This window comes from Lactobacillus sp. UMNPBX4, from assembly GCF_002554115.1.
GTDB lineage: Bacteria > Bacillota > Bacilli > Lactobacillales > Lactobacillaceae > Lactobacillus > Lactobacillus gallinarum.
Window position 1 is genome coordinate 1 of the sequence record NZ_PCZF01000010.1, and the last position, 14,145, is coordinate 14,145.

Annotated in this window: 16 protein-coding genes and 1 riboswitch; of the genes, 10 read left to right on the forward strand and 6 right to left on the reverse strand. The window is 36.9% G+C overall.

Features of this window, described 5'->3' with window-relative positions; translation table 11 throughout:
• Positions 1-94: 94 nt before the first annotated feature.
• The 3 genes from CP355_RS03070 to CP355_RS03080 are packed head-to-tail and all read right to left on the reverse strand — an operon-like array spanning position 95 to position 2,235.
• Positions 95-733 carry an NAD(P)H-binding protein gene (locus tag CP355_RS03070; protein ID WP_087176613.1) on the reverse strand — a complete coding sequence of 213 codons (639 nt, stop codon included), beginning with the start codon at positions 731-733 and terminating at the stop codon, positions 95-97.
• Positions 734-751: 18 nt separating this feature from the next.
• On the reverse strand, positions 752-1,408 hold the full coding sequence (locus CP355_RS03075) for an alpha/beta fold hydrolase (RefSeq protein WP_025005599.1): 657 nt from the start codon (positions 1,406-1,408) through the stop codon (positions 752-754).
• An 11-nt stretch (positions 1,409-1,419) separates the two neighbouring features.
• A complete protein-coding gene (locus CP355_RS03080) occupies positions 1,420-2,235 on the reverse strand; it encodes a glycosyltransferase family 2 protein (RefSeq protein ID WP_098043866.1) in 816 nt (271 codons plus the stop codon).
• 158 nt (positions 2,236-2,393) lie between these two features.
• Between CP355_RS03080 and CP355_RS03085 the strand changes: the two genes are divergently transcribed.
• A complete protein-coding gene (locus tag CP355_RS03085; protein WP_025005601.1) occupies positions 2,394-3,338 on the forward strand; it encodes a DUF1002 domain-containing protein in 945 nt (314 codons plus the stop codon).
• A gap of 45 nt (positions 3,339-3,383) precedes the next feature.
• Here CP355_RS03085 and CP355_RS03090 read toward each other — a convergent pair whose 3' ends face one another.
• Positions 3,384-4,142 (reverse strand): ribonuclease H family protein, encoded by a 759-nt coding sequence (locus CP355_RS03090; protein WP_087176616.1) that lies wholly within the window; start codon positions 4,140-4,142, stop codon positions 3,384-3,386.
• 87 nt (positions 4,143-4,229) lie between these two features.
• On the opposite strand from CP355_RS03090, the gene CP355_RS03095 reads away from it, so the two are divergent.
• Both CP355_RS03095 and cls read left to right on the forward strand, forming a co-directional pair.
• On the forward strand, positions 4,230-5,156 hold the full coding sequence (locus CP355_RS03095) for an alpha/beta hydrolase (protein WP_098043867.1): 927 nt from the start codon (positions 4,230-4,232) through the stop codon (positions 5,154-5,156).
• A gap of 21 nt (positions 5,157-5,177) precedes the next feature.
• Positions 5,178-6,635, forward strand: coding sequence for a cardiolipin synthase (gene cls, locus CP355_RS03100; RefSeq protein WP_087176617.1), 1,458 nt, complete (start codon positions 5,178-5,180; stop codon positions 6,633-6,635).
• On the opposite strand, the gene CP355_RS03105 is transcribed toward cls, so the two are convergent.
• Positions 6,630-7,109: a hypothetical protein gene (locus CP355_RS03105; RefSeq protein WP_098043868.1), complete on the reverse strand. Its 480-nt coding sequence runs from the start codon at positions 7,107-7,109 to the stop codon at positions 6,630-6,632. The genes cls and CP355_RS03105 overlap by 6 nt on opposite strands.
• 91 nt (positions 7,110-7,200) lie before the next feature.
• Here CP355_RS03105 and CP355_RS03110 point away from each other — a divergent pair, with 91 nt between their 5' ends.
• Genes CP355_RS03110 through CP355_RS03120 form a run of 3 tightly spaced genes read left to right on the forward strand, consistent with a single transcriptional unit; the run spans position 7,201 to position 9,248 of the window.
• A complete protein-coding gene (locus CP355_RS03110; RefSeq protein WP_098043869.1) occupies positions 7,201-7,905 on the forward strand; it encodes an NAD-dependent protein deacylase in 705 nt (234 codons plus the stop codon).
• 49 nt (positions 7,906-7,954) lie between these two features.
• Complete coding sequence (locus tag CP355_RS03115) at positions 7,955-8,473, forward strand: methylated-DNA--[protein]-cysteine S-methyltransferase (RefSeq protein ID WP_025005607.1); 519 nt, start codon at positions 7,955-7,957, stop codon at positions 8,471-8,473.
• On the forward strand, positions 8,460-9,248 hold the full coding sequence (locus CP355_RS03120) for a TerC family protein (protein ID WP_025005608.1): 789 nt from the start codon (positions 8,460-8,462) through the stop codon (positions 9,246-9,248). The genes CP355_RS03115 and CP355_RS03120 overlap by 14 nt, the downstream gene beginning before the upstream one ends.
• 37 nt (positions 9,249-9,285) lie before the next feature.
• Here CP355_RS03120 and CP355_RS03125 read toward each other — a convergent pair whose 3' ends face one another.
• Positions 9,286-9,648, reverse strand: a complete 363-nt coding sequence (locus tag CP355_RS03125; protein WP_087176621.1) for a DUF488 domain-containing protein — start codon at positions 9,646-9,648, stop codon at positions 9,286-9,288.
• A gap of 69 nt (positions 9,649-9,717) precedes the next feature.
• Here CP355_RS03125 and CP355_RS03130 point away from each other — a divergent pair, with 69 nt between their 5' ends.
• The 4 genes from CP355_RS03130 (at position 9,718) to CP355_RS03145 (ending at position 14,059) form a co-directional block, all read left to right on the forward strand.
• On the forward strand, positions 9,718-10,350 hold the full coding sequence (locus CP355_RS03130) for a DNA-3-methyladenine glycosylase (RefSeq protein WP_087176622.1): 633 nt from the start codon (positions 9,718-9,720) through the stop codon (positions 10,348-10,350).
• Positions 10,351-10,398: 48 nt separating this feature from the next.
• A riboswitch (Lysine riboswitch) is annotated at positions 10,399-10,572 on the forward strand.
• A 105-nt stretch (positions 10,573-10,677) separates the two neighbouring features.
• Complete coding sequence (locus CP355_RS03135) at positions 10,678-12,291, forward strand: ABC transporter substrate-binding protein/permease (RefSeq protein WP_098043870.1); 1,614 nt, start codon at positions 10,678-10,680, stop codon at positions 12,289-12,291.
• On the forward strand, positions 12,291-13,046 hold the full coding sequence (locus CP355_RS03140) for an amino acid ABC transporter ATP-binding protein (RefSeq protein WP_098036530.1): 756 nt from the start codon (positions 12,291-12,293) through the stop codon (positions 13,044-13,046). The genes CP355_RS03135 and CP355_RS03140 overlap by 1 nt, the downstream gene beginning before the upstream one ends.
• A gap of 80 nt (positions 13,047-13,126) precedes the next feature.
• A complete protein-coding gene (locus CP355_RS03145; RefSeq protein WP_098043871.1) occupies positions 13,127-14,059 on the forward strand; it encodes a DUF805 domain-containing protein in 933 nt (310 codons plus the stop codon).
• The last annotated feature ends 86 nt before the right edge of the window (positions 14,060-14,145 follow it).

Consider the following 14,145-nt stretch of genomic DNA (forward strand, 5'->3'; position numbering starts at 1 on the left):
AAAAAAGCTGACTGCTAGGTCAGCTTGGCCCTATCCATCCCCGCATTAAAATACGGGGATTTTCGGGCGTTTTTCATTAAAATGATCCACATTTTTAATACCAGCTAGGCTTATCTCCTTCAGTACCTGGCTTACCTAAGCCAATTGATTCGCCAACGTCTTCTTTAGGATTCTTGATCAAATGATAAACATATGCGGCAACTGACTTACGTGATACTTCAGTATCCTTGATTGGTTCACCCTTCTTAGACTTTTCATAATCTACTTCATCTTTATTGTCCATCCAAGTTGGACGAATAATGGTGTAGTCTAAGCCAGATTCTTCAATTCTCTTAGCAGCCTTGGCATATTCAGTAATGTAGTCACCTAAAGTTTCCTTGTTCCATTCACCAAACTTGCCTGGAACTTCATCATAAATGCCCAAAGTAGAAATCCAAATCAATCTCTTAACGCGGGCATTCTTCATTGCTTCAATAACGGCTTCTGCTTCAAGATCAATATCATCTTTGCCGCCTAAGTTAGCGTAAACAATGTCTTGGCCCTTCATAGCTTTTTCAAGTTGTGCGGCATCAGTTGCGCTGCCTTCAAAGATTGTAGCTTGATTCTTTTTATCTTCCATACGCTTAGCATTACGTAAAAATAATGAAGGTTGAACTTCTTTATCTGCAAACAAAAATCTTTCAGCAATTTGGGCTACTTGTCCGTGAGCACCAAGTACTACAACTTTAACCATAATTTTTCTCCTTTTTAATTATTTACAAAATTCTTTAATCAAATCTAATAGCTTAAGGCTACGCACTGCATAGCTATCGTGTGTTTGACGTGGCATAATAACTAATCTCGCATTGGGCATAAATTGACTATACCAGCGAACGTGTTCCACCTTAACCCAATCTCTTTCTCCAACTACACAAAGTGTTGGTATCGTGATTTTCTTCAAATCATCAACAGAGATAAAGGACTCGGTTAATTCGACACGACTATCACGATCAAGCTTCAAAAAGCGGTGAAACCCTTCAGTTAAGTAGTGGTATGGACGAATGCCGGCACCATTAACAAATACCCCAGCAACAATCATTTTCTTAAAAATTGTTGGATATTTTCTAGCTAGCATCATCGCAACTAATCCACCTGCATCAAAACCGAAGCAGTAACATCCTTCGATGCCTACTTGCTTAATAAAGGCATAAACGTCTTCCACTTCAGTATGATAGTGTTCCGCAATATCACCTTCACTTAATCCATGACCACGCATATCGAGTACATAAACCGTGTAATAAAGAGAAAGTGGGGCAACGATTTTATCAAACATGCCCCCATCTAGATGGTGACCATGTAAAAGAAGCAAAGGTGCCCCTTTGCCTAGTTTATGATAATAAAATTCGATGCCATTAACTTTTTCTTTCATAAAAACCTCTCTTATTGAGCGTCACTATCACGCAAGGCTGAACGATCTAGCTTTTTACGAATCTTTTCTTCTTCACGATCTTTCATAATAGTTTTAATGATCTTGTGCCATACACGATAATTACCGCGAAAATTATCCGCTACCTTCTTAAAGTTAGGTTGGTGAATAATACTGCCTTTTCTTTGCCAATAATGATAATACGGCTTTTGAGTATAGTACACACCTCTAGCTACTGAAGTATATTTAACGTTAAAAATCTGATCCTCTAATAAAGAGATATCACGATCAAATCTTAAGTGATATTTATTGATAATCGCTGTTTTATAAGCTTTGTTCCAGCTATATCCCTTCATTGGTGAACCAAATACATTAGTTAATTTAAGGTAAGTTTCACCACGTGTTAAAAATCCACCTTCTGGGTGGCCAACAACACGTTCTTTTTTATCAGGGTAATCAATCCAATAACCGCATGATACAAGATTTACATTTGGATGTTCTTCAAAGGCACTAATAAAGAATGCAGTATAGCCTGGATCTACCCAATCATCGCCATCATGAAAGGTGACATATGGCGTGTCGATATACTTTATACCAACATTACGTGCGTCAGAAGGCCCTCCATTTTCCTTTTGAATTAATTTGAAATATGGAAAACGGGAGGCATAGCTTTGCGCTACCTCAACCGAATTGTCAGTTGAGCCATCATCAACCACAATTAGCTTAAATGCTTTATTAACTTGCTTAAGCAAAGCATCGAAAGCACGTGGCAAGTATTGTGCCGTATTATAAACCGGCATAATAATAGTTAACTTTGGCACTTGTAACATAATGTCCCCCTTTATTGCTACTTATTATATCATCTTTAAGAATCAGTTCGAAATTAAGAAAGTTTTAGAATATGCTCCTATTAAATTTTTAAAAATTTCTAGTATAATGAGGCGTATTAAACAGAATATATTTTCGATGAAGAGGAAGAAGATTAATCATGAAAAAATCACTTACATTAATTACGGCAATTTTGCTTAGCGTTGTCGCGATACTTTCTTTTGGCAAAAAACAGACAGTACTCGCTGACGACGACACCCCAGTGGTCACTCTGGGAACATCTTTAACCGAATCACAAAAACAAGGTACTCTGAAAACTTTAACTGCTCCATTAAATGGCGGCAATTATCAAACCATTACAGTTACTGGTTCAGACCTAGTTAAATATTTAAACCCATCTGGCGATAATTTCACCACTTCATCTGGTGTTTGGTCCAGTGCAATGATTCAAAAAACAAATAGTGGCTCTGGAATCAACGTTAAAATTTTAGACTATAACGGTAAAAACAATATCACAACTATTACCGCTAACCAATACAAAAATGCAGCTTTAACCGCAGGAATTACTGATGCTAATATTTATGTAACCAGTGCTATTCCGATTGATGGTTCTGGTGCTTTAGCCGGTGTTTATGCCGCATATGCTAAAAACGGTAATGCTTTAAATCAAAAACAAGTTAATGCAGCTCAAGATGAAATGAATACTTTGAGTGGCATTACCCAAGACAACAAGGGCAAAAAAGGTTATTCTGATGCTCAATTGAACAATGCGGTTGCTGGCGCCAAATCAGAAATGGCTAAACAAGGACAAAATATTTCTGACAGCCAAATTCGTGATATTGTGAATAATCAAATTAATATTAATCACTTAGGCAACACCATTAACAACAATCAAAAGAATCAAATTATTAATTTGTTAATTGAAATTCGTGATTCTGGTGCTTTAAAGAATGGAGATTTTAAAGGCCAAGCTGCTAAGCTTTCTAACCAAATTGAAAATGGTGCTAAGAACATCTTCAATAAATTCAACACTCCTGAAAACCGCAATCTTTTCCAACAAATTTGGGATAGCATTGTCAATTTCTTCAGTGGTTTGTTTAAGTAAACAAAAATACCTGATTTTTTGAAATCAGGTATTTTTTTATGCTTTTTACATTTTATTGTCCATATAGCGATTTAATTCATGATCCACAAATTCATTGCCTCGATTATTGGCGTGGCCTTTAGTCCATTCAAATGTACTATCTGGGAAATGCTTAAGCAAACGATCAAGTTCTTGCCATTCTGCCACATTTTTTAAAGGTCCGCCAGAACGCTTCCAACCGCGTTTCTTCCAACCGGCTAACCAGTGCTGATTAATTGCATTTAAAACATACTTAGAATCTAGCACAAACAATAAATGCTTTTCATTAAAGCCAAGCTCAATTAGTTTTTTCAAAGCATTAATCAAAGCAGTCTGTTCCATCTTATTGTTAGTTGCACCATATTCACCGCCTGAATCATGAACTTCTTGATCATCCCATTCAATCAAATAAGCCCACGCTGCTTTATCAGTTTTCTTAACATGGCCGCCCTTATATACGCCTGTATTACGAGTACCGCCATCAGTATAAGTCACTGCAAAAAACTCTACGGTTGAATGCGCCGTTACTTTTTTAGCTTGTGGCTTATTTTTTACTCTATTACTTTCTTGTTTAATCTTGGCAATGGCATTTTGCAAGGTATCTTCACCCTTTTGCAAAATATCTCCCTGAGTCCCATTGTTTAAACCTAGATAGTCAGTCGCATCAGTAATATTTTCAAATGACTTATACTCTGCTCCGGAAAAACCATCTACCTGCTTTTTTGCATCATCCCACGTGCGGTAGACGCCTGGTACACGACCATTTTTTACAGCATAAAACTTCATGATTCACCTCAAAAACAAAAAATCTCTACCCAATGTTAAAATATAATTATTATTCATTATAGGGAATTATGTAAGAAGGTGGCAAAAATGTTCTTTAACTCCAAAAAATATGCCGAAGAGGCTGAAAAGAACCATAAATATGATCTAAAACAAGAACCCAGCATGTTTAACATGATCTCATTAGGTCTGCTTGCTTCCTTTGCCCCTACACGTATCTTTCTCAAGTTACGCAAACGACACATCGAAAACAAGGCAGTAATTCAAGAAAGTTCAGTAAAGCAAGTTCCTATTATTTACTTCCATGGCTTTCGCGGTGGAGATTACACTACTAATGTAATGGTTCATCAAGCAATGCATGATAAGAGAACCGATAAATTTTTAAAGGTTACGGTTGATTTATTAGGCAACTTCAAATTAGAAGGTACTTGGTCCGGCGATGAGCATCCTATTGTACAGGTTGCCTTTCGTCAAAGAATTGTGGGAATTTACGGCATTGATTATTATCTTAGCTTTGTTTTACCCTTTCTTTCTAAAAAATATCACTTCAAAAATTATATTGCTGTAGCTCACTCCTTAGCCTGTCCTTGCATCATTAGAACGGAAATGAAGCATGCCTCTAGTAAAACTTTCCCTCATTTAATTAAATGTGCGTTAATTGCCGGCCCCTTTGACGGTGTTACTTATCTAGGCGATATTCCTAACGTAAATATTCTTAATGAAAATGGCCGTCCTAGTGTCATGAATCCTCATTATTTATATTTGCTTTTTAATCGCCGAAAATTCAATTCAAATATTTCAGTGCTAAATATCTACGGCAATGTTCTTGATAACACTAACACTGATAAATTTATTTCTGTAGTTTCAGCTAAAAGCATCCGCTACATTTTGGCTCCTAAAGCACATTTCTACCAAGAAGTAGAAGTTCGCGGCAAAAATGATGCAGAACATAGTTGGATGCATGATAATCCATTCGTTATTGATATTGTTGATAAATTTCTCAATTTAAAAAAATAGACTGTATTTGGGAGGAAGAACATGGTCTGGTGGCATGATTTTATCAGAATTATCTTTATTACTAACACACTCCTTGCTTTTTACATCGTTTTCCACCGAAGGCGATCAGTTTCTACAACTTGGGCCTGGTTAATTATTTTGCTTATTTTTCCAGTAGTTGGTCTTACTCTTTATGCATTTTTCGGCCGGGGTATTTCCCAGGAAAATATTTTTTCAATTAATAAGCAACACCACATTGGCTTACGCAACGTTCAAAAATCAATTGCCAAAGCACCCAAAGAAGTCAGCCCCTCTGACACTTCTAAATTAGGCGAAATCGCGATTCATTTTTTTAACCGCAATAATGAATCGCCTCTCACCAAAAACAACAACGTGGAACTCTATACTGAGGGTGAAACCTTCTTTCATGATTTGCTCAAAGACATAGTTCGAGCAAAGGAAACTATCAATGTAGAGTTTTATACTTTTTATAGCGACAATATTGGTAACCGCGTTTTACAACTTTTAATCCAAAAGGCTAAACAAGGTGTAAAAGTACGAGTTATCTATGATGCCTGGGGATCAATGGGTGCAACCAAGGCCTGGTTTGATCAATTACGCAAAGCCGGCGGAGAGGTTTTGCCTTTTATTACTTCCAGAAATATGATCACTAGATATCGAATTAACTATCATTTGCACCGTAAGATTGTTGTAATCGATGGGCGTATTTCCTGGACTGGTGGCTTCAATATCGGTGATCAATACTTAGGAAGGAAAAAGAAATTTGGTCATTGGCGTGATAGTCAGGTGCGCATCGTCGGCTCTGCTTCTTTGTTATTGCAAGAGCGATTCGTGATGGACTGGAACGCTTCTATCAAACGTCCTGAACAAATTATTCGCTTTAACGATACGCTTTTCCCTGATCTTGATGAAAAAAAGATCCATCGCGGAGATGTTGCTACACAGATCATTTCTGATGGCCCTGACCGTTATATTCCCTATATGCGTAACGGTATGATGCGCTTAATGCAGCTAGCGAGAAAAAGATTATGGATTCAAACACCTTACTTAATTCCTGACGATGCCGTCTTTGCCACATGGCAAACTATCGCTATGTCTGGTGTCGATGTGAGAATCATGATCCCGTGCAAGCCCGATCACCCTTTTATTTACCGGGCTTCTCAATGGTATGCCAATGAGCTTACACGCTGCGGCGTAAAAATTTATATTTATGAAGACGGCTTCTTACATGCGAAGACTACTATCATCGATGATTATTTTTCTACCGTTGGTTCGATGAATCAAGATTATCGTTCATATGATCTTAACTTTGAAGACAATGCCATTTTCTATGATAAAAAATTTACTAAAAAAATGATCGAAGTTTTTGAAGCAGATATGAAAAAATCTCACTTGCTTACTCACGAGGAAATAAAAAAGCAAGGTCGTATATTACGAACCTTGCAAAGTTTTTCACGGATGCTTTCCCCAATCTTATGATTGGATTTCAACGGGAATATTTTTACCTATATATTTTTGCAATGCGGCAATAACTTCGTTAGCTTGAATCCGAAACCGCATCATATATGCCTTATTATTGTTAGTTCTAAAAATGGCCATTACTAATGGCTTTTTAGGATTAGGGACATTAATTAATGTGACACTAGAGATTTCATCGTACTTAACCGTTCGCTTAAAGTAACCTGAAACCACCATTTTTTTAGGACTAAAACCTGAAAAACCATCAACTATGCTAATTAACAAGAATAAGGCTAAAAATACGTTTAAACCTGGATCACCTTTTTCAATGTAGTTCCAGGTAAAACCTAACCAAATAAAAATAATTGCCCAAACGATTGAGGAGATACGATAGTGTCCACGAAATTCTACTTTAGCTTGCCAATACCAACTGTAGCAAGCATAAGCTAGCATCAATATATTAACTACAATGTAAAAATAAGACATATAAGCCATAAAAATCCCCTCAAAAAATTTATTTCTTTTAATTATAACAAAGACAGGATTCATAATTAAACAAACAGATTATAGAACAGAGGCATAAACTATGAAAAAATCTGATTTAATAGAATTGCAACAAGAAATTGATAAAGCAAACCACATCGTTTTTTTAACCGGCGCAGGTGTCTCAACTCATTCAGGCATTCCTGATTATCGTTCAAAAAATGGGATTTATAACGGCGTGCAAGAAAGTCCGGAAAATATTCTTAGTGAAAGCACTCTTTACAACCGTCCAGAATTTTTCTACCAATTTGTAATGAATAATATGTATTTCCCAGACGCTAAACCCAACCTAATCCACCAAAAAATCGCTCAAATTTGCAATCAAAAAGGTGATCTTATTACCCAAAATATTGATTGTTTGGATACGAAAGCCGGAAATAAACACGTGACAGAGTTTCATGGAAATCTATATAATATATATTGTACTAAATGTCACCATTCAATTTCTTACGAAAAATATTCTCAAAATTACATCCATCAAAATTGCGGTGGCATTATTCGACCAGACATAGTACTATATGGTGAATCAATTAAGCCTGAAACTTTAACTAAATCCGTTGAAATTATGCAAAAATCTGATTTAGTTATTATTTGTGGGACAAGTTTTGTAGTTTATCCATTTGCTCAACTTTTGGCCTATCGCAATGAGAAAGCAAAGATTTTTTCCATTAACAAAACTAAGATTCCTGCATCAGGAATTAAACAAATTATTGGTGACGCTCTTGATGTATTTAAAATATTGAATTAATATAACATTTAATATTTTCAAAGTGAAAATTTATGTAGGTGGTGAAAATATGGCAGAGGTTTTTTATTATGATTATGTGACGATCAAACCATGGACTTACTTTTTAACAGCTTCCATATTTGGTTTGACTTACGTAGGGCTCAAAGGTGACAAAAGCGTTTCTCCCATTTTTAGCTTTTATCCTCACCGAATGCTTGTACATGATCCTAAAAAATTAGCTCCATATATTGAACAATTAAAAGAATATTTCGCTGGAACAAGAAAAAAGTTTGATGTTCCGATTGATATTTCTGAATTTGGCACTGAATTCCAAAGAAAAACATTACAAGTTGTGCAAAATCTTCCATATGGTTTTACAGCCAGTTACGGTGATATTGCAACATCATTACCTAACGCTACTTCTGCACGCGCAGTAGCACATGCGGTAGCGTTAAATCCTGTTTTGATTTTTATTCCAGACCACAGAGTTATTCTCTCCAATAATCAAGTGGGAACTTATCGTCTAGGACAAAAAGAAAAAGTTAGGTTAATTGATTTAGAAAAGAGTCATATGCATGGCAATCTTTAAAATGTATGCCCCATTTTTTGACCTAGGCAACTGGGCTCATGTTTTAACCAGTGGTAAAGATTGGATGATTATCCTAACCCTGATTTTAATGGAATGTTTGCTTTCCGTTGACAATGCCGTAGTTTTAGCAGCACAAACACAAGTGTTGCCTACAAAAGCAGAAAAGGAAAAATCATTATTATATGGTTTATGGGGTGCCTACCTTTTCCGCTTTATTGTTATCGGAATTGGAACATATTTAATTCATTTTTGGGAAATTAAATTAGCTGGTAGTATTTATTTATTCTACCTAGCTTTTAAGTTTTTCTATGATCAGCGTCACCCTAAACAAGCCGCTGAACGTGAAAAAGAAAAGGAAGAGCGTGAGGCCGCTCACCATAAAGGAAAGAAAAAGAAGAAACACGTTTTGTCTTTATTCTGGCGAACGGTTATCTCAATTGAATCCATGGATATCGTATTTTCTATCGACTCAGTTCTGGCGGCATTAGCTGTCTCAAGTAATCCTGTCGTAGTTTTAATCGGTGGAATGATCGGTATTCTCTGCATGAGAGGGGTTGCCGAAATAATTATTAAATTAATGGATATCATCCCTGAATTACAGCCAATGGCTTATCTATTAATTGGGATTATCGCCTTAAAATTACTTTTAGCACTTCCACCTCTTCGTTTTGAATTACCAAACATGGTTTTCGCCATCATTGTTTTTACTATTTTAACTTTGACTATTCTTTTCCACTTCTGGCGTGTTAAACGTCATGGACATAAGCATATTTAAAATAAAAAAGCTTATCTGTTATGATAAGCTTCTTTATTTACTTCAATTTCTTTTCTACATATTTCTTCAAAACAACCGCTTGATTATGTTCCCTATTTTTAGCCCCATAAAGAAAGAGTACATCACCTATTTTCAATTTCTCTTGTACAGTTTTGATAAACTCAGGCATAAAATCATTGGCATCTAATTCTGTAATATACTTTTGTTCAAATTCCGGGAACTTCTCATCCTCATGATTAAACCATTTTCTTAAATCATTTGTCGGTCCAATCTGCTTATCCCATTCATCCAGGGCCGCTTTAACTTTGCTTATTCCTCGTGGCCACATACGATCAACTAATATTCTATAGCCAGCAGGTTGCTCATGATCATAAATTCTTACTAATTTTATTTCACTCATTTGAAAGAATCCTCTCTTTTAGATTAGTCTATAACTAAGATTAAAAAATTTAAACCAGAAAGGCGTTAAATGAACTACACAAATTACTTTACTAATCGTCCAACTGATGAAATTACACACGATTTAATTGGACGACCTCTTATTTATAATGAGGGAAAAGAAAAATTAGGTGGCTATATTGTCGAGGCTGAAGCGTACATGGGCAAAGATGATCGTGCAGCCCACTCTTATGGCGGTCATCGCAGTCCCGCTAACGAAGGACTTTACCGCCGCGGCGGCACCATTTATATCTACGCACAAAGACAATATTTCTTTTTTGATGTTGCCTGTCAAGAAGAAAATGAACCACAAGGGATTCTTATCAGAGCAATTGAACCTGTTTGGGGAATTGATACTATGATTAAAAACAGAAACGGCAAAAGCGGCGTTTTGCTTACTAATGGCCCAGCCAAAATGATGCAGGCTTTTGGAATACACGACAAGAATTGGAATTTGCATTTTCTTTCTGATTCTCCATTTATAATTGATCTTGAAGACAAACACAGAAAACCTGCCCAAGAGATTATTGCAGATAAACGCGTGGGTATTAATCAATCTGATCCTATTTGGGCTAATAAAAAACTACGTTATTACGTAGCTGGAAATCCTTACGTTTCAGATATGAAAAAGAGAAATTATGCTAAAAATAATGGATGGACTTGACATATTTTAATTTTTCTTTTATTATCTTTCCATAGTTAAATAATTTTCCAATGCAATAGAGGTTGCGACAACCACAAGATAATTCAGAGTCCGCGAAGACAATGAAGGTTATCTTAGGGCTGCCGCCGAAATGGATTTAACATTCGCGTGTTGATCTGTTGGGCTATAGAACAATATTCTATAGACTGTCCTGGTTAGTCCCCAGGGAGCGCTATAAGATTTGGTTTTAATACTGATGATTATGACCTCGTTGCTGATGAAGCACCGAGGTTTTTATTTACGCTTTATTGTATTGGCTTTATGTTGAAAACATTGGAGGGTTTTTCATTGAAGTCAAGATTTAGATGGATTGCAGCATTACTAACAATCCTGATCGGTTTATTTATTGGATTCAGCTTTAACAGCCGCGAGACTCAAGCTGCTAAAAAAGATTCCAGCGTATTAAAAATAGGTATGGAAGCTAACTATCCACCATACAATTGGACTCAACCTAAGAAGACAAACGGTGCTGTGCCAATTGATGGCTCAAATTCTTATGCAAATGGTTATGACGTTCAAATCGCCAAAATTATTGGTAAGAGACTTCACAAAAAAGTTGTGGTTGAAAAGACTCAATGGGATGGTTTATTACCTGCTTTAACTTCCGGCAAAATTGATTTAATCATCGCTGGTATGAGTCCTACTGCTGAAAGACGTAAGGCTATCAACTTTTCAGAGCCATACAGAAAGAGTACTTTCGTTGTTATTACCAATAAAGCAAGTAAATACTCAAATGCTAAGAAATTATCTGATTTTAAGGGTGCTAAGTTAACTGCTCAACAAGGTACTTTGCACTACGATTTAATCAAGCAATTAAAGGGTGCTAAGCGTGAACCAGCTATGCGTGACTTCTCAGCCATGCGTCAAAGTTTAGCTTCTGGTACCATCGATGGTTATGTTGCAGAAGACATCGAATTCGAAAGTTACCACAGCGTTAACCCTAACATCATTGCCGTTAACTTGAACAAGATGGCTGGTTTCCACGTTGATCATGATGATTCCGTAACTAGTATTGGTGTTAAAAAGGGCAACACTAAATTACTTAACGAAGTTAACGCTACTTTAAGAACTATTTCTAACAAAAAGCGTGAACAATTGATGTCACAAGCCGTTAAGGAACAACCTAAGGCTGGTAACCAAACTAAGAAGGAAAACTGGTTAGTAACTACTTGGAAGCAATACGGCGGCATGATCATGTCCGGTATTGGTATGACTTTACTTTTAGCCTTAGTTGGTACTATTGTTGGTTTCTTTATCGGTTTGCTTGTAGGTATCGTTCGTACCATCCCTACCCCAACTACTCGCGGTAAGCGTTGGGCTTTAAACTTCGTAAAATGGTTATTATCAGTTTACGTTGAAATTTTCCGTGGTACTCCAATGATGGTTCAGGCCGCTGTAATTTACTACGGTATTGCTCAATTCTGGCACTTAAACTTAAACAGAACTATTGCCGCTTTAATCATTGTTTCAATCAATACTGGTGCCTACCTTGCCGAAGTTATCCGTGGTGGTATTATTTCTACTCCAGAAGGACAATTTGAAGCAGCTAGTGCACTTGGTATGACTCACAACCAAAGAATGTGGCATATCATCTTGCCTCAAGCTATTAGAAACTGTTTACCATCAATCACCAACGAATTTATCGTTAACATCAAGGATACTTCAGTATTGAGTATCATCTCAGTTTCTGAATTGTTCTTCGTTGGTACTACTATTGCCAGTCAATCATTCAAGTTCTTCCCAACTTACTTAATGATTTCGGCAATCTACTTAATTTTGACATTTACTATTACCAGAATCTTCAACTTTATTGAAAAGAAACTTGAAGGTAAAAAGAACTACAACTTGATGGCTAACCAAGTTCAAGTTGGTACTCCAAAAGATGCGGAGGCAAACAATTAATGACTGAATCAAACGAAGTAATTTTAAGTTTAAAGCATATGCAAAAGTCCTATGGGGCTCACAAGGTATTGAAGGACATTTCTTTCGATATCAACAAAGGCGAGATCGTGACCATCATTGGTCCTTCCGGTGGTGGTAAGTCTACTACCCTTCGCTGCATCAACTTGCTCGAAGAACCTACTGGTGGCGAGATCGATTTCCACGATGAAAACATTTTGGCACCTGGTTACAACCGTAATACCTTTAGATCCAAGGTCGGCATGGTATTCCAGCAATTCGACTTATTCGAAAACAAGAATGTTTTGGAAAACTGCATGATCGGCCAAGAATTGGTCCTCAAGCGTTCAAAAGACGAAGCACGTAAGATTGCTATGGAGAACCTTAAAAAGGTTGGTATGGATCCATTTATCAAGGCTAAACCACAACAATTATCTGGTGGTCAACAACAGCGTGTTGCTATTGCCCGTGCGATTTCAATGAATCCAGAAGTTTTATTGTTCGACGAACCAACTAGTGCCCTTGACCCAGAAATGGTTGGCGAAGTATTAGACGTTATGCAAAAGCTTGCTACAACCGGTTTGACGATGGTGATCGTTACCCACGAAATGGGCTTTGCCAAGAGCATTTCAGACCGTGTATTGTTCATCAGTGACGGTATCATTACTGAACAAGGTTCACCTGATCAAATCTTTGATCATCCAAAGAATGAAAAGACACAAAAGTTCCTGAGTAACTTCAGAAAAATGGACTTTTAAAATTTTAAAAGCAGAGAAGTTTGATTACTTCCCTGCTTTTTTAGTTTATAATTAATAAAAAATTAATTGGAGGAATATTTATGAATGAAAGAGTGTATTACTTCGTCAAATCGTATGATGAAGATTTACCAAAACCACCAGCAGAAAGTTTTGGTCAAATTTTAAACGAAACCTACTTGCATCCCTTCGATTGGAGCGCAAGAACCACTCGTAAGTCCTACTGGTGGAGCGTCTTAACCAACTTCATTATTGCCATTTTAGCTATTGTAGTTGGCTTCTATGCTTTCAATGAGGGCCTTAATCCAGGTATCAGAGTAATCGACGCTGTTGTTGCGATTGCTATCTATGTCTGGGTATTTCTAGCTGGCCTTGGTCAAATGATCCGTCGTTTGCATGACGTTGGCTACAGCGGCTACTGGTACTGGGCTACCTTCACTGGTTATGGCACAATGTTTATGTTTTACTTAGCACTTCAGCCATCTGTCCAACACAAGGTTAAATGGGGCAAGTACTTGTTCAGCGATCAAGATTATCCTGAGGACGGCGCAAAAAGTAATGTTCCTATACCAACTATTGGTCAAATCTTGAAGGAACACTTCTTTGACTGCTTCAAGTGGGATGCTAGATCTACTAGAACCTCATTCTGGGTAGGTACTGCAATTAGCCATGTTATCATGACAATCGGCGTACTTGCTTGTTACCTACTTGCTTTCATGCTTTTAGCTCCTTTCAGCGTTACTGAATTTGATTCTGGCGATGCCAAGGTAATCGGTGTAATCTTCATCATTTTTATTATTTTCTTTATTGCAGCAGCTATTTGGGCCTTTTTAGCACAATTAGGTCACACTGTTCGTCGTCTGCACGACGCAGGCTTTAACGGTGGTTGGTGGTGGCTGGGCGTAATTCCTTACGTTGGTCAACTGTTGCTAGCATTCTTGCTCTTCCACCCTACTGTCCAAAATGAAGTTAAATGGGACAAATATTTATTTGATCCAGAAGATCGAATTAGATAGATCAAAATTAAAAAGATCATTCCTATATGGGGATGATCTTTTTAAAACTCATTTTCTATTTTGAATTGAGTTTACAAAAAATAGCG